The following is a 19,387-nucleotide window of genomic DNA, read 5'->3' as shown; positions in this document are numbered from 1 at the left end:
GGAGTGAAGTAATCGCAATAACATATCATAAGTGATTAAGCGGACATGATATTATCTACTCAAACGGGGGCAAGTTATTCGGGTCAATACCCTGAGATTGCAAATAAGCAATCAGTCGTTCTTTTTGCTGGCATTCTTGTTCAGCACGTTGGCGTTCTTGTTCGGCGCGTTGGCGTTCTTGTTCAATCTGTTCTACAGCCCACGGTAATAAATTACCATCTCGATCCCACCAGCGCAACCAATAACCAGTGCGACCTTCTTTTGTTCCTTGCCAAGTTCCTAAAAATAAGCCCATTACATCAATCCAATGACGACCATTTTCGTCAGGTTGCTTTAACTCATAGCGCTTATTTTCCAGTTGATAATATTCTAATAAACCGCCATAAGGTTCAAAAATTATGTAAATGGGAATCTGCAAAATTTGCTCGTAGAAAAACCATTTTCCTGGTGGATAAGTTCGCTTGACTGAATATTCTCCGCCCTCAGTATCGGATAAAAATTCGATAGCGATCGCAGGGATATCTCCTTCTAAATTGGGTGTATAACTTTTGCGGTTAGCTACCACTTCATTAACCGACGGCACATAAACCCAGTCTGGTGCTTTGGCAATAAATTGCTCGTTGACTGTCGCACAAAGACCAAAGTTTGAAGCTATCAACATTTGGGGTTGAATGAATCCACTGATTTCTAGGCTTTCACGCAAAGCACCAGCCAAAAGTGGCTGACCGGTATTCTCCACTGGTTCATCCTCTAGTTGAAAATCTTTGGGCAAGGCTTCCCAAGAGATTACCAGTTCTGTTGGTGATTTGGCTTGGCTGAGTTGGGTTGCCATAAACACAGCATGAATTTATTCTCGATCTTATCGCAGGCGATACTATGAGCAAAAAAAGGGGCAGAAAACCTGCCCCTCTATGTAACTAGGAAACCCAAAATTATCTAAAGCAGTACTTTAGCTAAAATCGGTTCTACACTCTTAGAAATCTCTGGGACATATACCTGTGAAACGTAGTCGGCAATCATCCTGTCGGTATTGAATAACGGCGCATTTGTCTTAATCGACGTTTTCATCATCTGCACCCAACGGTGAGGAATGCCTTGGGCATCTTGGTCATAGTATAGAGGAACGATTTCTTCTTCTAACAGTTGATAAAGCGATCGCGAATCAATCCGATCTTGCAATTCTTGATCGCTAGTATTAGCATCTTCACCAATTGCCCAACCGTTAATTCCTTTACCATCTGGCCCTGCTTGGTAGCCTTCGCACCACCAGCCATCCAAAACGCTGCAATTAAGACCGCCGTTGAAGCAGACTTTTTGCCCACTCGTACCAGACGCTTCCAAAGGACGACGGGGATTATTCAACCAAACATCCACACCTTGCACCAATTTTTGACCGGTGTAAATGTCGTAATCTTCAATAAAGGCAACTCGGTTGATAATCCCGGAATTGTGACACCACTCCATCAAGCGCTGAATAATCCGCTTACCTTCTTCATCGGCTGGGTGCGCTTTACCTGCAAAGATAATTTGTACTGGACGTTGAGCATTATCAAAAATCTTCAGTGCGCGTTCGGCATCGCGCAAAATCAGATCGCCGCGTTTATAAGGGCTGAAGCGTCTGGCAAATCCAATGGTCAAGACATTGGGATCGAGTAATTTTTCTGTTGCTTGAATGAGTTCATGATTTTCGCCACGCAACTCCCGTGATTTCTTCACCTTATAACGGGTGAAGGCAATCAATCGTTCTTTGAGAATGAGATGCCGCGACCACAATTCTTCGTCGGGAATCTCATCAACCTTAGCCCACATCTTGGGATCGACGGCGCGATTTTTCCAGTCTTCTCCCAAATATTCGTTATATAAATCACCTAACAGAGGTGCAGTCCAAGTGGGTGCATGAACCCCATTAGTAATGTAACCAATTGGTACTTTGTCTTCCGATCGCTGCGGATAGAGAACTGTCCACATTTTACGGGAAACTTGACCGTGCAATTCACTCACGCCATTACAAGCACGAGACATTCGCAATGCTAAAACGGTCATGCCAAAGGGTTCCCAAGGATCGCCCAGTCGCCTTGCACCCAATGCCAAAAATTGCTCGCGGGAAAGTCGCAATTGCGGCCAATAGCTGGCAAAGAAGGAGTCGATTAAATCGGGTGAGAAGACATCATGACCGGCGGGAACGGGAGTATGGGTGGTGAATACACAACTGTTCCGCACCTTGGCTTCAATGTCGTAGAAAGATTTACCAGTCCGTTCAATTTCTACCCGCGCAACTTCTAAGGTGCAGAATGCAGCGTGTCCTTCGTTGAGGTGATAGACAGAAGGTTCAATTCCCAAGGCGTGTAGGGCGCGAACACCACCAATTCCCAAAACGACTTCTTGGGCGATGCGGGTTTCCAAGTTACCGCCGTATAGGTGTCCAGTCAGCCAGCGGTCAATGGGATCGTTATCGTGGCGATCGCTATCTAATAAATATAAGGTGACTCGCCCAACTTGCACTCGCCAGATTTGCACTTTCACAACTCGCTGGCGAACTTGTAACTCGATAGTGACCGATTCCCCTTGCTCATTTTTAATCAACTCCAGGGGCATGTGGCCAAAGGGGTTGTCAATATAATAATCTTCTTGCCAACCTTGGCGGTTCAAGCGTTGCCGAAAATAACCTTGGCGATACAACAAGCCAACACCAACCAATGGCACACCCAAATCTGATGATGATTTCAGGTGATCCCCGGCGAGAATTCCCAAGCCGCCAGAGTAGACAGGTAGAGATTCATGGATGCCAAATTCGGCGCAAAAGTAAGCAATGGGGCGCAATGCAGATACTTGCGGTGCAACTCGACTGACCCAAGTATCTTGCTGGTTGATGTATTGGTCAAACTCACGCGCGAGGGCGGATATCTGCTTTAGGTAAAATGGGTCTTCTGCTAATTGTGTCAGACGCTCATAACTTGCCGACTCTAAAATCGCTACTGGGTTATGTCCACAGCGTTCCCATTCTTGGGGATCAATGCTTTGAAATAAGGAGATGCGATCGCCACTCCAACTCCACCAGTAGTTATAAGCCAAATCTGCCAAACGCTTGAGCGGTGAAGGTAACTTTTCACTCAAGTGTCCTGCTGGAGTGATTGGACTGCTATTAGCCATACTAAATCTATGTCCTCGCGCTTACGCTTAACTTTTTCTCTATCTATCGGGGACTGGGGATTGGGGAGTGAAGAAGGAAATAGGGTAGAGATTACAGGGTACAAATTATTCCCTATCACCTGTCACCTGTTACCTAATCCCAATTCCCCATGCCCAGTTCCCTTTATTTCCTCTTCAGGTTTATCAAGAAAGGCAGAGGGCAGTTCTTGCTGTCTTGCCTCCTGCCTTCTGCCTCACTTCTCTACGAGAGGCTGCGCCAACGACTACGCTCAGTGACCACCTGCCTCCTGCCTCCTTCAAAACACCGGAGCCTTCACGTGCTGAATTCTCCCCTGAAGTTGGAACAGTCTCTCGACATCAAACCTTATCCAAGTAAATGGTTTTTATTGTTTTCGTCTTCTAAAAATTATCTCTACTTTTGGACAGATTTAATATTTTTTTCTATCAAATTCGTTGACATTATTTTACTTTTTTTATTTTATTGTAAATATTTATTCATATTTTTACAATCTGCAACTAAAGTTATTTATATGTCTTGATAATAGTCAATTTTTAACTACAGCTATTTGCATCATAATAATGCTTTTTATCCGAAAATCACAGCAATCATGCCGTTATTCACGATAAAACTCATATCTATTAACGAATAATTAAAAATCGATCGTAAAGTGGCAAAATATGTATCTGAAGATTCACTTTTTGTAAAAGCTTTTAATTGGCCACCATCAATTCAAATAAATTTGAATATATCAAAATATTAAGATTATTCCGAGAAAAATTTTGTTTTGTTAACAAAAATAATGCAGTTGAATCGAAGTAATTTCCTCAAATTTCTGATCCAATCAGAGCCAGGAAACTTGGAAGTTGCACTCATGCGATCGCTGCTATGCCTAATTGCAGGTGGATGGGCGACGGTGGACTGCTATGCACTCAGCAATGGTACGGCTAATATTAGCTAATTAAATTTCAATATTTCTTTGTTTCCAGTAATTCGGTTTGCACTTAAACCATGCGCGATGACTAATGGCAAGCCGCAAAGCGTCTACGCAATAACCCAAATTACTTCTTCTTAGAGATTTAAATCTGATTATTGAGCGGGTGAATGTGAAAGATGGAACCTATAGCTTGCAGACTAAGCAGAATTGGACTTATTAATCTGACACTGAGAATTTAGCAGAGTTTTGCTTACAAATCGTTACGTTTTAAACGCAGTGGGACGCGAAGGAAAGCGCAGAGGTACGCAGACTTTTTTAGCGAATTCTATACTTGCTTGTTCGGTGAGAGAGTTTATCTGAGCCGAATGCTTGCTTTGTAAACCTAAATTTAAAGTTCTTGACGTGTCGGACGGATGATGATTTCATTCACATCAACATCACCGGGTTGCTCAATGGCGTATGCGATCGCACGGGCAATGGCATCTGCATCAATGGCGATCTCATAAAGTTGGCTAATTCCTGCTGCTGCGTCTTTATCGGTAATCGTGGTGGTCAGTTCGGTGGCAACGGCTCCTGGTGAGATATTAGTCGAACGGATTTCACCATTTGACTCTAACCGCAGCCCCTCAGAAATCGCCCGCACTGCGTACTTGGTGGCACAGTAGACGGCCGCTCCCGGAAACACCTTATGTCCGGCCACTGATGATAGGTTAATGACGTGACCAGACTTTTGCTGACGCATAATTGGTAACACGGCAGCAATCCCATAGAGAACGCCCTTAATGTTGATATCGATCATTCGATCCCACTCCTCTACCTTTACTTGGTCGAGGGGAGCAAGCGGCATCAACCCGGCATTATTGATTAGCACGTCAATCCGGCTGTATGTACTCAAAGTTTCCTTCGCTAAGGCTTCCATCTGGGCGCGATCTGCTACATCCGTTACTTGATAGGTTGCAGTCCCTCCTGATTTAGCGATCGCTCCAACCAATTCTTTGAGACGATCTTCGCGTCTGGCAGCCAGCATTAGTTTGGCTCCACTAGCAGCAAGTCGCTTTGCAGTCGCTTCACCTAAACCACTGCTGGCTCCGGTGATGATTACCACTTTGTTTTCAATTTCAGACATATTTATTCCTGGGGATTATCTGAGTATAGATCGTAAAATATCGGGTGCTGTTTCAGATGAACTCAGCATTATTCAACCATATCAACTAGTAGTTTGTATACTCGATCGACGTTTTTGTGTCGGCAACGTTACTAATCCGAACCGCGATCGTCACGCCATTTGAGTTCTGTCCCGTTAAAACTTCAGTTGGTGAGTTGAGACTATCTCATAAACTTAATGTTTATCTACATACCAAGATGTATTGCTTCACCGTTCTTTGCCGCTTTTGCGAGTAAGTCGCGGACTTCTTCATCGGTAGTTTGAGGAAAGCTTTCGTACCAAAGACCAACACTCTGGAAAGGGCTGGGTTTGGAGATGCAAACGATTTCGTCAACCTCAGTTTCTAACTCTTGACAAGTTTCAGGTGCAGCCACAGGCACAGCGATCGCAATCTGAGCAGGTTGCTGTTTTCGCACAGTTACAACAGCAGCCCACATCGTTGCACCTGTGGCTAAACCATCATCTACTAAGATAACTGTACGTCCTTGTAAATTTCTTAAGGGGCGATTTTGGCGATAAAGCTGTTCTCGGCGCTCTAACTCCCGTTCTTCTTGCACCGCCACCCTGGCAATTACTTCATCGGATATCTTCACCAGGTTGATAATATATTTATTGATTATCCGCACACCACCAGAAGCGATCGCTCCCATCGCTAGTTCTTCTCGATCGGGTACACCCAATTTACGTACCACTAAAACATCTAAGGGGGCATTTAACGTTTTGGCAACTTCAAAGGCAACGGGGACACCACCCCTTGGTAGCCCTAATACCAGAACATTTGGATCGTTAGCATAAGCGCTTAACTCCTTAGCCAAAACTTGACCCGCAAACCTCCGATCTTTAAATAGCATGGTGTGATATTCCTAATTGAGTTTCCAAAAATAAATAAATATTTACATAAGTTTGTTATTAGCTATCAACCTCAAAAAATGGAGCAATTGAGCAAATTCCAAACTTGTTGTTATAGTTCAGATGTTCTAAATCGATCTTAGAAAGCTAAATATTCTCTGTCCTCCACTAACGGAGCGACATCTTTTATCTATAGTTCTATCAAACGGATGAGTTAGCTTTAATGCAACAAGATTTCTGCATCTTGTGCTGAGACTATTTTACTACTCCACACTCAATATCCCTCCCAAAATGGCTTGTTGAGAAGACACAATGACGCGGGTGAACTCTCGCTGTAGGGGGTTTACTGCTGTAGGTTACTGGTGTTAGCGTGAAACAAAATTATAGTACGACCACAAGAGAAGGGTGACATGGAAAACTTAATGTTTAAGTAGGGGTGCGTTTGAAAACTGCTATAAGTTTTGCCACTTGCTAACATTTATTGTTAGACTTTTACCGAGTATTTTTTTTACTATAACGGAAGAAAAAATTACTTACTTGCTAGCAGATACAAAAATCTATGAAAATCCAGTGATAATTCAATTGTTAATTCTTCGCTTGTCCCCTATTACTGACATTGTGTTGATATTATCTTTACATTATCCCTTGATTGTAAATATGAGATAATGCACCATCTGCTTGTTCGTTATATAATGCTTAATATTACAGAGACAAGTCATCAAAGTTACCCAATTAACACTTTTAAATAAAAATTAATAGGGTAGAATTACTGAATATGTTTGAAAATCAAAAGAAGGGTGTTTTTAATGATCGGCTTAACTAATTCAGAAAACGGCACAGTTAGCAGCACAGCAGCCACCAAGAGACTGGCAAGAGCAATGATGGTTTCTGGCGGACAGTTTTCACTTTTATTGGCGTGTTGCAACTGTGTTCAAAGGCAGCAGCAAGTGTTGAATTTGTTAACAGAATTTTCATCAGCAGATATCCACGAAATTTTGCTCTCACCTACTGCTGATAAATTGTATACAGCGATTACAAATGAAATTGGTATTACTCAACCCGAAGCTTTGATGGTACGAGGCTTAGAATCTGTAGTAGCAATTAACCAACTGATTATTAGTACCAATATCATGCGAGATGAGTTTCGGAAACAGTTTCAGTTTCCCTTAGTGTTGTGGGTCAATGATGAAATTCTGCGTAAGCTAGTCTGGCTAGCACCCGATTTCAAAGACTGGGCAGCTAGTACTATTAGATTTGATGTACCTAATAATCAGTTAATTGAATCTGAACAACAACCCATCAGCGCCTAATATTGCCCGAAATTACTTTCAAAATCTTATATATGCTAGGTTGAGCCGAGCAAAACCGAAGCTCAGGTTCTGTCAGATTCTTTTCTAAAATTACTTTTATTTAACCTCCCTTACCCAAGTGAGCTAAAATTTCCTGGAAGCTATTTTCAAAATTAGAAGATGTTATGGGTGTTGGGCGTGTTACATTCCCCACTCAAGAGCAGGGCTGTTTCATTCCTCAAAGAGCAGGGTTCTAGCAATTAAAAATTGATTGGTTTGCGATCGGCGTGCCGATAAAATGAACTATTTTACTGATATTTAAGGGGAGCATCTCACTTTTGTAAAAACACGCCTGATATATTTGCAAAGGTGAGATTCTCCCTATTTAAGTGCTTAAATGTTCATCTCATCGTCACCCTTACTGACAATTTTCTCGCTAACCATCTTGACAAATCCTGTTTGAAATAGGATGAATCAGCCCTGCCACTCAATAGGGATTTGAATCAATCCGTCCCCTTTTGACACTCCTGAGATAGTACCCAGAAGTTGGTCTATTTCTTAAGTTGAAGGTGTCGCCACTGCGAACTTTCCAAATTTTGTAATTGGAAAAGGTCAAAGGCTTTCGGGGTTCGCATACTTCTGGTAGATGATTGCCAAGTACAAAGTATGCTGCACCCCTACCCATAACTTTCACCAAACCGTTTTTATCCACAAGAACCGACGTACTTTCACTAACCGCTATACCTAAAACACTGCTAGATACACCATCCTTAATTTGACGGGCAATGAAAGTCATAATTCGACCCATTCTTTCCCGTCTGTCAAAGTGTGTATCTACGATAGTTCCCTTCAAATTACTCCAATTGAAAAAGTTGTAAGTAAAAGTAATGTCTCGGTAGGGATCTTCAAGTGCGTCTCTAGTTTCAATGCCTTTTTCGGAAGAAGCGCAAGCATCATAGACACAATCACTTTGGATCATTGCACCCGCACTAGTGCCACCAATACCACCTCCCTTAAGATAAACTGACTTAACGGCAGCCTCAACCTTGGTATCTTTCCAGTTGCGGATGTATTGACATTGATCCCCGCCAGCAAAGAAAACTACATCAGCATTTCGGATTTTTTCATAAATCTCAGCTTTGTTTGCCTCTTGTCTATCCCTAACCAAAAGAGTTTCGACAAAATTTACACCCTTCATGGCATAAATTAGCCGATTGTAATCGTGATTACCATTAGTGCGGATAACCACAACATTAACTTTAGTGCTGGAGTTATTACCTCCTCTAACTTGGTTAATCATCCACTGGATAGCATCATCGACATCGGGGCCTCCCCCACCCAAACTCAGGACTGGGCCTGCTAAGGAGGGACGGACATCAAAGGAGGGAGGGGATGAGGGGCGAACATCAACAGTGTCACCCAGGAAAAAGCGTTTCCAGCTTTCAATAAAACGGTTTATTAGGAAGGTTCCCATCTTCAACAACTTGATTCCTGTACTTTTCAAGCGCCTTGCTATGCTTGGGAATGCCTTTGTCATACTAAACTTCTAGAGCAAACTGCAATTATTGCTAGGCTGTGACGCATTTTAATTGCTTATTTATTCGTGAAATTTGTTCTTTGTCATTAGTCATTTATCTGTTGTTGTAAATAACCAATTGACTTAGGACAGTCTTGACGAAAAATGTGCAATTGAGACGCGCACTAGCTTAACTGTGGCACTAGATCGGGTAGAATTTCCAGCGTACAGGTCTTGTACTGTTTGTTAACGCAAAATAATGCGGAGTAATCATTAATTCTCTGTGCTACTGTGCGAAAATATCTACATTGCTTGTAGCGTTTAATTCTGACCAGAGAAAATTTAAAATAGATTAGGTATTGATTGTCCAGATGCTTCCGTAATTACTGGGAATAGTTACCCAATATGCTGAATAACTGGGAACGGCGATTAAATTTTCAAAGTTGATTAAGGATTTATGCAAGTTCAAATAAAATTTTAGACCCCCGATTTCTTCAAGAAGTCGGGGGTCTATATTACCACAGTATTTGCGATCGCTCCTGTACAACTTGCTGATATACTTGCTCGGTTTGCCTGGCTAATTTCGGCCAGCTAAAGCGTCTTTCTAAATCCTCATAAGCGTTATCCACCAGCCATTGGCGATAACCGGGATTTTTCAACACTTCCAAAATTCCCCAAGCCAAAGAATCGGGATTGTTCACCCAAGTGACAATGCCTGTTTTGGTATGTTGCACCACTTCAGGAAAACCACCAGTATCAGAAACTACTACAGGTACGCGAGAAGCGAAGCTTTCTAAAGCTACAATTCCAAAGGGTTCGTAAAGACTCGGAAAAACCGCGCAGTCTGCGACAGTTTGAAATTTATCTAAGTATTCATCGGAGAGAAAACCGGTAAAATAACAATGATGCCAAATTCCTAAATCCCAGGCTTGGCGCTTGAGATGGTCAGTATTGCCGCCACCAACGATCACAATTTTTACGTTACCTCCCATTTCTGAAAGGATTTTGGGTGCGGCATTAAGTAATATAGGTACACCTTTTTCGTAGGTCATACGACCGAGGTAGTAAACTATTTTCTCATCGTCTGCGGCAAATTGGCGGCGAAAATCTAAAGCATGAAAATCGATGTGATGCTGTTTCTTTTCGGCTCGGATACCGTTATAAATGACATCAATTTTATCCCAAGGACTGTAGAGCGCTCGTTCTACTTCTTGGCGCATATAGTCGCTACAAACAATAATTCGCCACGCATTGTAAGCTAGCAAGGTTTCTTTGCCATTTATATAACCTTGGATATCTGTGTGAATCCCGTTATAGCGTCCGTATTCAGTAGCATGAATTGTGGCAATTAGTGGTATTTTAAAATTATGCTTGAGAGCGATCGCAGCATCTCCGACTAACCAATCATGGGCATGAATTAAATCAAAAGGCCCTTCTTCTAAAATCAACTTACCACCGTGATCTCCCATACTCAAGTTGAGATTCACTACCCAGTGGAAAAAGTCGTTACTATATGCCACTGGCACTCGATGTATCTTTACTCCTTCAACTACCTCATACATCGATGCGTGACCAAACTCCGCTGTAATCAGGTGGATTTCATGTCCTAGCTTTACCAGTTCCGGGTACAACTCCGCCACATGCCGCGCAATTCCCCCAATAATCCTTGGTGGAAACTCCCAACTCAGTACCAATATCTTCATCTACTAGACTCCCCAACACTTTATAAATATCTAACAAACTACATTTACCTAAAAATACAAGTCTGGACAACGCAGTGAGTACTTTTACTAAAATGTTTAGATTTTTTAACAGTGATTTTGTTAAAGGTTATCAACTGTAGGCTAAGGATAGAAAGCAAGGTATAGTAATAATTCTTAATTAAAATAATTGAGTCTGGCCTTCGCAACTCAGGTGTCAAGAAGGGATAACGACGCAAACGGCATGAACTCGATCGCGTCCTTGCTGTTTGGCTACATAAAGTGCTTTGTCTGCTGCATTAATCAAGTCTGGCGGCGAAATTTCGGAATTTGGCACAATGCTAACAACGCCTAGACTAACGGTAACACGATCGCATACGCGAGACTGAGTATGAGGAATGGCTAAGTCGCGCACCGCTTGTCCAATAGTTTGAGCTATATAGATTGCTCCTTGAATCTCTGTATTAGGCAGAATGACAGCAAATTCTTCTCCACCGTAACGAGCGACTAAATCGGCTGGACGCTTAACAATATTTTTGAGGGCACTTGCTAATTGCCGCAAACAATCATCCCCTGCTAAATGACCATAAGTATCATTGTAGAGTTTAAAAAAATCGACATCTAACAAAATCAAAGACAGTGACAGTTGCTCGCGTTTGAGTCGCTGCCACTCAGCTTCCAGATACTCATCAAATCGGCGGCGATTGGCTATTTGAGTCAAGCCATCTAGGGTAGCTAATCTTTGTAATTCTTCATTGGCAGCTTGCACTTGCTGGTAGAGTACTGATTGATGAATAGCGATCGCTACTTGACTAGCCAATTGCTGCAACAAATTCACTTCAAATGCTTGCCAATAACGAGGTGCGTTACGCTGGTGAGCAATAAGTAAACCCCACAGATGCTCTTCATTCAAAATCGGCACTATTACAGCCGCCTTAACTTGATAGAGTTGTAATAACTCAAAAACATCAGCGGAAAAATCAGATTCCTGAATATCATGGAAGACTTTAGGTAGTCCTTGGTAATAGTCGCTAAAATCTTGTTTGAGCGAAAATGGATGCATTGTCAGTTCTAATCTCTGAGGATAGTCATCACCCACCGATTCCGCCGCAAAATTCCCACTTCCGTCAGATTCTAACTGGTAGATAGCTACGGAATCTGAACCTAAACACTGGCGAATACTATTTACTGTTGTATTTAGAACCTCATCCAGATTCAGTGATTGCCGAATCTGTTGAGTTACTTCAGAAATTAACCGTTCTCCCTCGGCCTGTTGTCGCAGCATCACTTCGGCTTGTTTGCGAGTGCTAATATCTTCTACCGAGCCAAGAATCTGCGTTGGAGTGCCGTTAGTATCTCTGGCAAATACGACTTCTCGTGTATGTAGCCAACGCCATTCTCCATTTTTGTGTCGGAATCGGTATTCAGTGGAAAATACTTCATTATCTTTCAGGTTGACAAAGCGAGTTGGTAAGTTATGGCAGAGGTATCGATCGTCTGGATGAAAGCGATTCATTAGCCACTGCGGATCTGCGTTACAAAATTCCTCTGGAGAGTAGCCTAAAATAGCCACACTTTTCTGATTAAGATAGATACTTGTTCCTTGTAAGAGGTCAAACAGATACAAAATATGCGGTACGGTATTAGCAACCTTTTGTAGAAAGTCTTGACTGGAGCGCAATGCCTCTTCAGCTTTGTGGCGTTTCTGAAGCGCGACTTTATATTCAGTAATATCTCGTCCTTCTGAAATGAGTAGGGTAATATGCCCGGTTCGATCGAGTATAGGACGCAGTGAGAAATCAATTGCGATCGCTTCACCATCTCGACCTACAATGTCAACTTCATAGCGAATAGATTCACCATTAGCAGCAGCTGCGATCGCAGTTTTTAATTGCTCTTGTGTCTGTGAAGAAATTCTCCACCATTTTACTTCCCAAAAAGGCTTGCCAACTACTTCTTCTCGATTAATCCCAGCAAAGTCCAGTGCTGTTTGGTTGATTTCTAATACAATTCCATTCGGTTGAAGCAATCCCATAAACTGAATGGTTTGATTGAAGATCGCCCGGAATTTTTGCTCGTTTTCACTTAAAGCTTGTTCTACCAGTTTGCGATCGGTTATATCTCGTCCAACAGATTGAAGTTCTACAATCGCACCTTGGTCATCAAATATCCCTCGAACAATCCACTGCGTCCACCGCACCCCTTGGCAAGCTACGACACGATTTTCAAGGGTGATAACGGGATTTTCTAAGCTGATGGAATTTACCAGACTAAACACACGTTCCCGATCTTCTTCAAACACAACAGGTTCGTAGTGCTGACCGATAATTTTGTCTCGCTCCAGTCCAAAAAATCGACAGTAAGCTTCATTAACAAAGGTAAAAGTGCCATCTGGTAAGCCTCTAGCAATCAGTTCCGTTTGGTCTTCGAGGATGGTACGATAAAGTTCTTCGCTCTCTTGTACCTGTTTGCGTAAACAAAGCTCGTCATAGACATCGCTAATATCAAATACTAAACCCTGAAGTAGCTGAGTTTGTCCATCGGCACAAAAAACGAGATTGGCTTGATTTCGTACCCAAATTGTTCTGCCATCGCGCCTAATCATCCGATATTCAATCCTCAAAGGCTCTCCGGTAGCGATTGTAGTGTTTACAGCTTGCCAAAGGCGATCGCGATCTTCTGGATGAGTGTAATCTAAGCAACTATTAAAGAAACCAAAATTCCAGTCTTCAGGGGCAATGCCTAATAATTGTTGCAGTTGTGGACTAATATAAGCAACTTTTGTAGTGTCATTAATCGGTGAGACATAAACAACGCCGGAAATTTGTTCTACGAGAGTACGATACTTTTGCTCTGCCTCAGAGAGTTGTTCTTGGGGCTGCTTGCGGCTCATGACGTTTTGAATTTCTACAATAAATTATCATTTTTTCTGTTAGAAATCCCGCACTAGAGGCACACTCAAGGATTGTTTAACCTGCCAGCAGCAGCCTGGAACTCATTTGAGGCTGCTGTTGACAGCCTTTGTAATTAAAATTAACGAATGTTGAAGAAAAATACAGAATACAGAATTCAGAATAAAAAAATTTTGGTAGGGGACTGAAAATAGTAGATTCAGACGCTCTTGCTAGCTTGCTTCTTTGCAGGAGTATGCGGACTCGCTTTAGGTAGCGATATCCGCCACTCGGACTCAAATTCATTCTGAATTCTGAATTTTGACTTCTGACTCCTGACTCCTGACTTCTATTAGTTTTGATCCAAGCGCAGTACTGCCATAAAGGCTTCCTGCGGTACATCTACAGTACCTACAGATTTCATTCGCTTTTTACCTTTTGCTTGCTTCTGCAAAAGTTTTTTCTTCCGACTGATGTCACCACCGTAGCATTTTGCTAGCACATCTTTCCGTAAAGCGGGGATATGTTCGCTGGCAATAACTTTACTACCAATAGATGCCTGAATTGGCACTTTGAATTGATGGCGGGGAATTAGTTCCTTGAGTTTTTCTGCCATTGCCCGCCCGACGTTGTAAGCTTTATCTCGATGCACAATCATCGCCAAGGAATCCACGGGATCGCCGTTAATCATGATATCCAGCTTCACCAAGGGATTTTCACGGTAGCCGATGATGTGATATTCCATACTGGCGTAGCCGCGCGATCGCGATTTCATCTGGTCAAAAAAGTCAGTCACAACTTCCGCCAAGGGTAGCTCATAAGTAAGGGTGGTTCGTCCTTGGGCGAGATATTTCATATCCTTAAAGATGCCCCGGCGATTTTGTGATAACTCCATCAAGCTGCCAACATAAGTTTCCGGCGTAATCATCTCTACTTGCACGTAGGGTTCTTCAATTCTTTCGCGATCGTTGGGAGAAGGTAAACGGCTAGGATTATCGATGTACAGTTCCTCACCTTTTAAGGTAATCACCTTATAAACCACTGAGGGGGCTGTAATGATTAAATCTAGGTTATACTCTCGCTCTAGACGTTCCTGGACAATTTCCATGTGCAGCAAACCCAAGAAACCGCAACGGAAGCCAAACCCCATCGCGCTCGAAGTTTCGGGTTCGTAATGCAGCGCTGCATCATTGAGTTCCAGCTTTTCCAAGGCTTCCCGCAAATCTTCAAATTGATCGGCATCAATGGGGAACATTCCGCAAAAAACCATCGGGTTCGCTTCTGCGTAACCTGGTAAGGGTGACTCCGCTTTCGCCTTACTCAGGGTAATTGTGTCGCCTACCCGTGCATCAGCTACAGCTTTAATTGCCGCTCCCAAATAGCCTACTTCCCCAGCGTGCAGTTCATCAACTTGCTTTTGAGTCGGAGAAAGAACGCCTAACTCATCAATTTCAAATTCTTTACCAGATGCCATTAGATGGATGCGATCGCCTTTTTTCACGGTGCCATCCATCACCCGGAAATAGACAATTACTCCCCGGTAACTGTCATAATAGCTATCAAAAATTAACGCCCGTAAGCGTTCATTTATGGTATTTGGCGGTGGCGGTATCCGCTCGACAACTGCTTCTAAAATCTCATTAATTCCAATTCCTTCTTTAGCAGAAGCCAGAATTGCCCCACTGCAATCTAGACCGATAATTTCTTCAATTTCGCCAATTACCCGTTCTGGTTCTGCCCCAGGCAAATCGATTTTATTCAAAACCGGGATAATTTCCAGATTACTCTCTAACGCTAAATATACATTCGCCAAAGTTTGCGCCTCCACACCTTGGGACGCATCTACTACCAATAGCGCTCCTTCGCAAGCAACAAGAGAGCGAGAGACTTCATAAGAGAAATCCACGTGCCCCGGAGTGTCAATTAAGTTCAGCACATACTGCTGACCATCTTTAGCTGTGTAGTTCATCCGGGCAGCTTGCAGCTTAATCGTAATGCCGCGCTCCCGTTCCAAATCCATATTGTCGAGAAACTGTTCCTTCATCTGTCGGTCTTCAACAGTGCCAGTAGCTTGTAGCAAGCGATCGGCGAGGGTTGATTTCCCGTGGTCGATGTGAGCAATAATACAAAAATTGCGAATGCGAACTGCGGGAACGTCAGTCATATACTATCTTTGCCTTAGCAGCAACCAAAGTTAAAAGGGCAATTTACTTAATGTATTTTAATGCTTTCTTAGCCAAGACGCTCTGCTTTTAGTGCTGAGTTAGGAGTTACGAGTTAGGAGTTAGGAGTTAGAAGTTAGGAGTTAGAAGTTAAGAGTTAGGAGTTAAGAGTTAGGGGTTATTATTCTTCCCCTGCTCCCCTGCCCCTCTGCTCCCGGTTCCTCTTCACCCCATCTTTAACTTTCGATCTAAATAGGTGGACATTTAAGAATATTATGAAAGTCTATTTGTCGCTGCTAGTATTCAACAGCTAGGAGCGTACAATAAATGTAAATAAGTACATCTAGGGATCGTGTACGGATCGCGGGCAATTGCGACTAGTAATTGCTCATAATCGCTGATTTATCGGCAAAATTTCTAGAGCCATTGTCTAGTCAGTTATATGAAAAATGCGATTTAAAACTTAAAGCTGTTACTTTGGTGCTATTTCAGGGAAGTATTTAACTGTGCCCTTGAAAATTTTTCAGCGAATTAGCCCAAATAATGAATATAACTACTTTACAAAGCTTTAGACAAAACCAATTCAAAGAATTCAGAGTATATAAACCTATGAATATGAGAGAGAAAACTACCAAAGCGGAAAATACACAAGCCGATAAGGTAGAAATTGCTGTCCGCCTAGACTCCGAGTTACTAGAGCAAATTCAGCATCTCACCAATGACCCAAGTAAAGTAATTGAAGTAGCGATTCGCCAGTGGTTACGGGGTGAACTCCTTAGAGATGACGAACTAACGCGCACGCCTGTGCGTACTCCTGTTCCTCCTCGCGGTGAATGGAACGATTAACGCCATTGCCATTATTTAACTGTCAATCCAAGTTAAAAAAAGTAAAGTTTGCCAATCTGGTTTTCAAAACACCAAAAAATACCCCATAAAACACAAAAAAGCTGTAAAAATTTATGTATAAATTTCAGCGGCTTTAGTAAAATTACGGTCGGATACCCTTTGTCTATCCAACTCAATTAATGACTATTACTGCCAATTCCCAATTGTCAAATGTATTTTCCCAAAATCTGGAATCTATTACCAGTAAGACTGATGGCTCATTAGCAACTCTAGGAGCCGAGTTAGTTTATACGCAAGATGGGGCAGGGCGCTATCTGACCTTTTGTTGGCAGTACAGCGAACTTCTGGGGTTAAGTACTGAAAAAATAGTTGACGATCTGAACCAGACTCAAACCTTTGTCCCGGTGGATAAGGTTACTTATTTGGAACGATTGCACCGAATTTTGACAAATTTGGTGCCAGAAAGGTTTCAATGTTGGTTTAGCTATCAGAAGGAATTATTTGAGTTGGACTTAACGATCAGTCCGATTATGCCGAGTTTGGGAACCACTGCCACTACAGTTTTAGTGATGGGACGCTTAGTACAAGCGACACTCAACAAAAAACAAGCGCGCGTGGCATCAAAAACGCCCACACAAATAGAGTTGGCCTTACGTTCACAGCAACACCAAAAATTGGTAAATCGCATTACCAGAAATATTCGTCGGACATTGGATTTAGATATTATTTGGCAGCAAACAGTTGATAGTTTGGGGAAAGCACTGCGGCTAGAACGCTGCATTATTTGTCCTTATCAGCCCTCAAGCCCAAAAGTGCAGGTGAAAGCTGAGTATCGCCAGCCAGAACTCAAATCAATGCTTGGCTTAGATATAGATGTAGCTTCTGAGCCTGCCTTTGCTCAAGCCTTGGCAACCCTAGAACCAGTTATGATGGAAGTGCCTGGATACAAAGAGTCTGGGCGGCAGAAAACTTTAGTAGTTGCGACTTGTTATCAAGACCAAGCTAATGGATTGGTTGCCTTGAATTGGCAAGATGAATGCTATACATTAACAGAATCGGAATTAGAACTGGCAAAAGAAGCAGCAGATCAATTGGGAACTGCGATCGCACATGCTACTTTATATGAAGAATTAGAAGTAGCGCGTCAGAAAGCCGAAGAAGCTTCCCGCCTCAAAAGCGAGTTTCTGGCTAATGTATCCCATGAAATTCGTACCCCCCTCAACGGTATGATTGGCTTTTTGAAGCTGATTCTAGAAGGTATGGCTGACGATCCAGAAGAACAAAACCAGTTTTTAGCAGAAGCTCATCACTTATCGATACATTTGCTGAATATCATCAACGACATTTTGGACATTGCCAAAATCGAAGCTGGTAAAATGGAGCTAGCTTACGCTCCAGTCAAGCTAGATGAGCTATTCAGTCATGTAGAAGGTTTCATGCGTCCCCAGGCACAAATGAAAAACCTCAGCTTTCGGATGCAAATGCCTGCTACCTCTGATGAAATCATTGTCCAAAGTAACTATCAACGGTTGCTACAAGTGATGCTTAATTTGGTGAACAATGCCATCAAGTTCACCCATGAAGGCGGCGTTACTGTCAGCGCCGATTTAGTACTCAAAAAGGCGAACTTTCAAGGTCAGCAATTTCCTGGGATGGTGAAAGTACGTGTGGCAGACACGGGCATTGGTGTTTCTTTAGACAAACAAGATAAGCTTTTTCAATTATTCTCTCAGGTGGATGGCTCCCGCACTCGTCAGTATGGTGGCACAGGTTTAGGACTGGTAATATCGCAGAAGTTAGTGGAGGCTATGGGCGGCGAGGTACATTTTTATAGTTTGGGCGAAGGACTTGGCTCAACAGTCACATTCACTGTGCCACTATATCAACAACCAGTTATGGTTTCGTCTAATGATAGTGACTCAACAAGTAGTGCTGAATGTTGAGTTAGTCATTGGTCACTTGTACTGAGCGTAGTCGTTGGCGCAGCCTCTCGTAGAGAAGTATTGATCGTCTGCAACATTACCAATACTGGGTTTTGAGATTTTAAATTTAAATTTTTTGAGCAATTATTATTTAATAACTAAATTTGAAATTGCGAAGAATTCTGTCCCTAGCCACTAAAGTTGTATAATTAGAGATTGGGTTGAAAGACAAAACACAACAAAGTCTAAATGTTGGCTTTTGCTCCGCTCTACTCAACCTACGAAAATAGATTTTTGACCCCTTTTTACGGTGAGTGTACTTAGGAGCGTTAAATCCTGCCTTCCGTTGGACTGCAAAACAGAACCTAAAGGCTAGAGTAAAGTAGGAGGCTCAAAGGAAAACAATGTTTCAGCTAAATCTAATCTCAAATTGCTAAAACCAGGAGTGGTTTGGTCAAAAGTCATTAAAAATTGACACCTGACAATCTAGCGGCAATTAGATTTAGGATCGATTTAACAAAGCTGGAAAATAAAACTTTGGATAATGGTTAATGAGTAAAGGTGCATTGGTTACAGGGATCGTTATTATTCAATGCCCCATGCCCTATTCCCCATTACCTATTCTCTATGCCCATCCCCATCCCTAACTTAGCAGGTCTAAACTATGGAACTCACAATTGACAACGTTGAAACAGTTTTAGATGAAATGCGCCCTTATCTCATGTCTGATGGCGGCAACGTGGAACTCGTAGAACTCGATGGGCCTGTTGTAAAACTGCGGCTGCAAGGTGCTTGTGGTTCTTGTCCCAGTTCTGCAATGACCCTAAGAATGGGTATTGAACGCCGCCTTAAGGAAATGATTCCCGAAATTGCAGAAATTGAGCAAGTGGTGTAAAAGTTAGGAGTTAGGAGTTAGGAGTTATGAGTTTTCAATTAACTCCTAACTCCTCATTCTTAACTCC

Annotated in this window: 14 protein-coding genes; 6 read left to right on the top strand and 8 right to left on the bottom strand. The window is 42.4% G+C overall.

Annotated features, from left to right (window positions below; genetic code table 11):
- Positions 1-55 precede the first annotated feature (55 nt).
- A complete protein-coding gene (locus V7K84_RS31235) occupies positions 56-832 on the bottom strand; it encodes a Uma2 family endonuclease (RefSeq protein WP_334843984.1) in 777 nt (258 codons plus the stop codon).
- Positions 833-936: 104 nt separating this feature from the next.
- The gene (glgP, locus tag V7K84_RS31230; protein WP_334843982.1) at positions 937-3,150 is read right to left on the bottom strand and encodes an alpha-glucan family phosphorylase; all 2,214 of its coding nucleotides are present in this window, start codon (positions 3,148-3,150) and stop codon (positions 937-939) included.
- Between the two features lie 800 nt (positions 3,151-3,950).
- Here glgP and V7K84_RS31225 point away from each other — a divergent pair.
- Positions 3,951-4,109, top strand: coding sequence for a hypothetical protein (locus tag V7K84_RS31225; RefSeq protein ID WP_334843980.1), 159 nt, complete (start codon positions 3,951-3,953; stop codon positions 4,107-4,109).
- A gap of 364 nt (positions 4,110-4,473) precedes the next feature.
- Here V7K84_RS31225 and V7K84_RS31220 read toward each other — a convergent pair whose 3' ends face one another.
- Positions 4,474-5,211 (bottom strand): SDR family oxidoreductase, encoded by a 738-nt coding sequence (locus V7K84_RS31220; RefSeq protein WP_334843978.1) that lies wholly within the window; start codon positions 5,209-5,211, stop codon positions 4,474-4,476.
- On the opposite strand from V7K84_RS31220, the gene V7K84_RS31215 reads away from it, so the two are divergent.
- Entirely contained in the window at positions 5,192-5,374 is a 183-nt protein-coding gene (locus V7K84_RS31215) for a hypothetical protein (protein WP_334843976.1), read from the top strand. The genes V7K84_RS31220 and V7K84_RS31215 overlap by 20 nt on opposite strands.
- Positions 5,375-5,435: 61 nt before the next feature.
- On the opposite strand, the gene V7K84_RS31210 is transcribed toward V7K84_RS31215, so the two are convergent.
- Positions 5,436-6,101, bottom strand: coding sequence for a phosphoribosyltransferase (locus tag V7K84_RS31210; protein WP_334843974.1), 666 nt, complete (start codon positions 6,099-6,101; stop codon positions 5,436-5,438).
- 804 nt (positions 6,102-6,905) lie between these two features.
- Here V7K84_RS31210 and V7K84_RS31205 point away from each other — a divergent pair.
- Positions 6,906-7,409: a hypothetical protein gene (locus tag V7K84_RS31205; protein WP_094353248.1), complete on the top strand. Its 504-nt coding sequence runs from the start codon at positions 6,906-6,908 to the stop codon at positions 7,407-7,409.
- Positions 7,410-7,875: 466 nt separating this feature from the next.
- Here the strand turns inward: V7K84_RS31205 and V7K84_RS31200 are convergent, their stop codons facing one another.
- From V7K84_RS31200 to lepA, 4 genes are all read right to left on the bottom strand, one after another.
- The gene (locus V7K84_RS31200; protein WP_334843973.1) at positions 7,876-8,925 is read right to left on the bottom strand and encodes a cyanophycinase; all 1,050 of its coding nucleotides are present in this window, start codon (positions 8,923-8,925) and stop codon (positions 7,876-7,878) included.
- Between the two features lie 494 nt (positions 8,926-9,419).
- Complete coding sequence (locus tag V7K84_RS31195; RefSeq protein ID WP_334843971.1) at positions 9,420-10,607, bottom strand: glycosyltransferase family 4 protein; 1,188 nt, start codon at positions 10,605-10,607, stop codon at positions 9,420-9,422.
- A 214-nt stretch (positions 10,608-10,821) separates the two neighbouring features.
- A complete protein-coding gene (locus V7K84_RS31190) occupies positions 10,822-13,497 on the bottom strand; it encodes a PAS domain S-box protein (RefSeq protein WP_334843970.1) in 2,676 nt (891 codons plus the stop codon).
- A 350-nt stretch (positions 13,498-13,847) separates the two neighbouring features.
- On the bottom strand, positions 13,848-15,659 hold the full coding sequence (lepA, locus tag V7K84_RS31185; RefSeq protein ID WP_334843968.1) for a translation elongation factor 4: 1,812 nt from the start codon (positions 15,657-15,659) through the stop codon (positions 13,848-13,850).
- 607 nt (positions 15,660-16,266) lie between these two features.
- Between lepA and V7K84_RS31180 the strand changes: the two genes are divergently transcribed.
- The 3 genes from V7K84_RS31180 to V7K84_RS31170 all read left to right on the top strand — a co-directional run bounded on the left by V7K84_RS31180 (position 16,267) and on the right by V7K84_RS31170 (position 19,320).
- Positions 16,267-16,503, top strand: coding sequence for a hypothetical protein (locus tag V7K84_RS31180; protein WP_334843966.1), 237 nt, complete (start codon positions 16,267-16,269; stop codon positions 16,501-16,503).
- A gap of 179 nt (positions 16,504-16,682) precedes the next feature.
- Positions 16,683-18,446 carry a sensor histidine kinase gene (locus V7K84_RS31175; RefSeq protein ID WP_334843964.1) on the top strand — a complete coding sequence of 588 codons (1,764 nt, stop codon included), beginning with the start codon at positions 16,683-16,685 and terminating at the stop codon, positions 18,444-18,446.
- A gap of 643 nt (positions 18,447-19,089) precedes the next feature.
- Positions 19,090-19,320, top strand: a complete 231-nt coding sequence (locus V7K84_RS31170) for a NifU family protein (protein ID WP_012408256.1) — start codon at positions 19,090-19,092, stop codon at positions 19,318-19,320.
- Positions 19,321-19,387: the final 67 nt, after the last annotated feature.

It is taken from the genome of Nostoc sp. (assembly GCF_036917315.1).
Classification (GTDB): Bacteria; Cyanobacteriota; Cyanobacteriia; order Cyanobacteriales; family Nostocaceae; genus Nostoc.
This window is presented reverse-complemented; position numbering and strand designations above follow the sequence as displayed.

Bases quoted from the DNA above. Each gene is read 5' to 3' on its own strand.
- V7K84_RS31200 (WP_334843973.1), bottom strand. From the start codon at position 8,925: ATGACAAAGGCATTCCCAAGCATAGCAAGGCGCTTGAAAAGTACAGGA.
- glgP (WP_334843982.1), bottom strand. From the start codon at position 3,150: ATGGCTAATAGCAGTCCAATCACTCCAGCAGGACACTTGAGTGAAAAG.
- V7K84_RS31175 (WP_334843964.1), top strand. From the start codon at position 16,683: ATGACTATTACTGCCAATTCCCAATTGTCAAATGTATTTTCCCAAAAT.
- V7K84_RS31190 (WP_334843970.1), bottom strand. From the start codon at position 13,497: ATGAGCCGCAAGCAGCCCCAAGAACAACTCTCTGAGGCAGAGCAAAAG.
- V7K84_RS31235 (WP_334843984.1), bottom strand. From the start codon at position 832: ATGGCAACCCAACTCAGCCAAGCCAAATCACCAACAGAACTGGTAATC.
- V7K84_RS31220 (WP_334843978.1), bottom strand. From the start codon at position 5,211: ATGTCTGAAATTGAAAACAAAGTGGTAATCATCACCGGAGCCAGCAGT.
- lepA (WP_334843968.1), bottom strand. From the start codon at position 15,659: ATGACTGACGTTCCCGCAGTTCGCATTCGCAATTTTTGTATTATTGCT.
- V7K84_RS31180 (WP_334843966.1), top strand. From the start codon at position 16,267: ATGAATATGAGAGAGAAAACTACCAAAGCGGAAAATACACAAGCCGAT.
- V7K84_RS31195 (WP_334843971.1), bottom strand. From the start codon at position 10,607: ATGAAGATATTGGTACTGAGTTGGGAGTTTCCACCAAGGATTATTGGG.
- V7K84_RS31170 (WP_012408256.1), top strand. From the start codon at position 19,090: ATGGAACTCACAATTGACAACGTTGAAACAGTTTTAGATGAAATGCGC.
- V7K84_RS31210 (WP_334843974.1), bottom strand. From the start codon at position 6,101: ATGCTATTTAAAGATCGGAGGTTTGCGGGTCAAGTTTTGGCTAAGGAG.
- V7K84_RS31205 (WP_094353248.1), top strand. From the start codon at position 6,906: ATGATCGGCTTAACTAATTCAGAAAACGGCACAGTTAGCAGCACAGCA.
- V7K84_RS31225 (WP_334843980.1), top strand. From the start codon at position 3,951: ATGCAGTTGAATCGAAGTAATTTCCTCAAATTTCTGATCCAATCAGAG.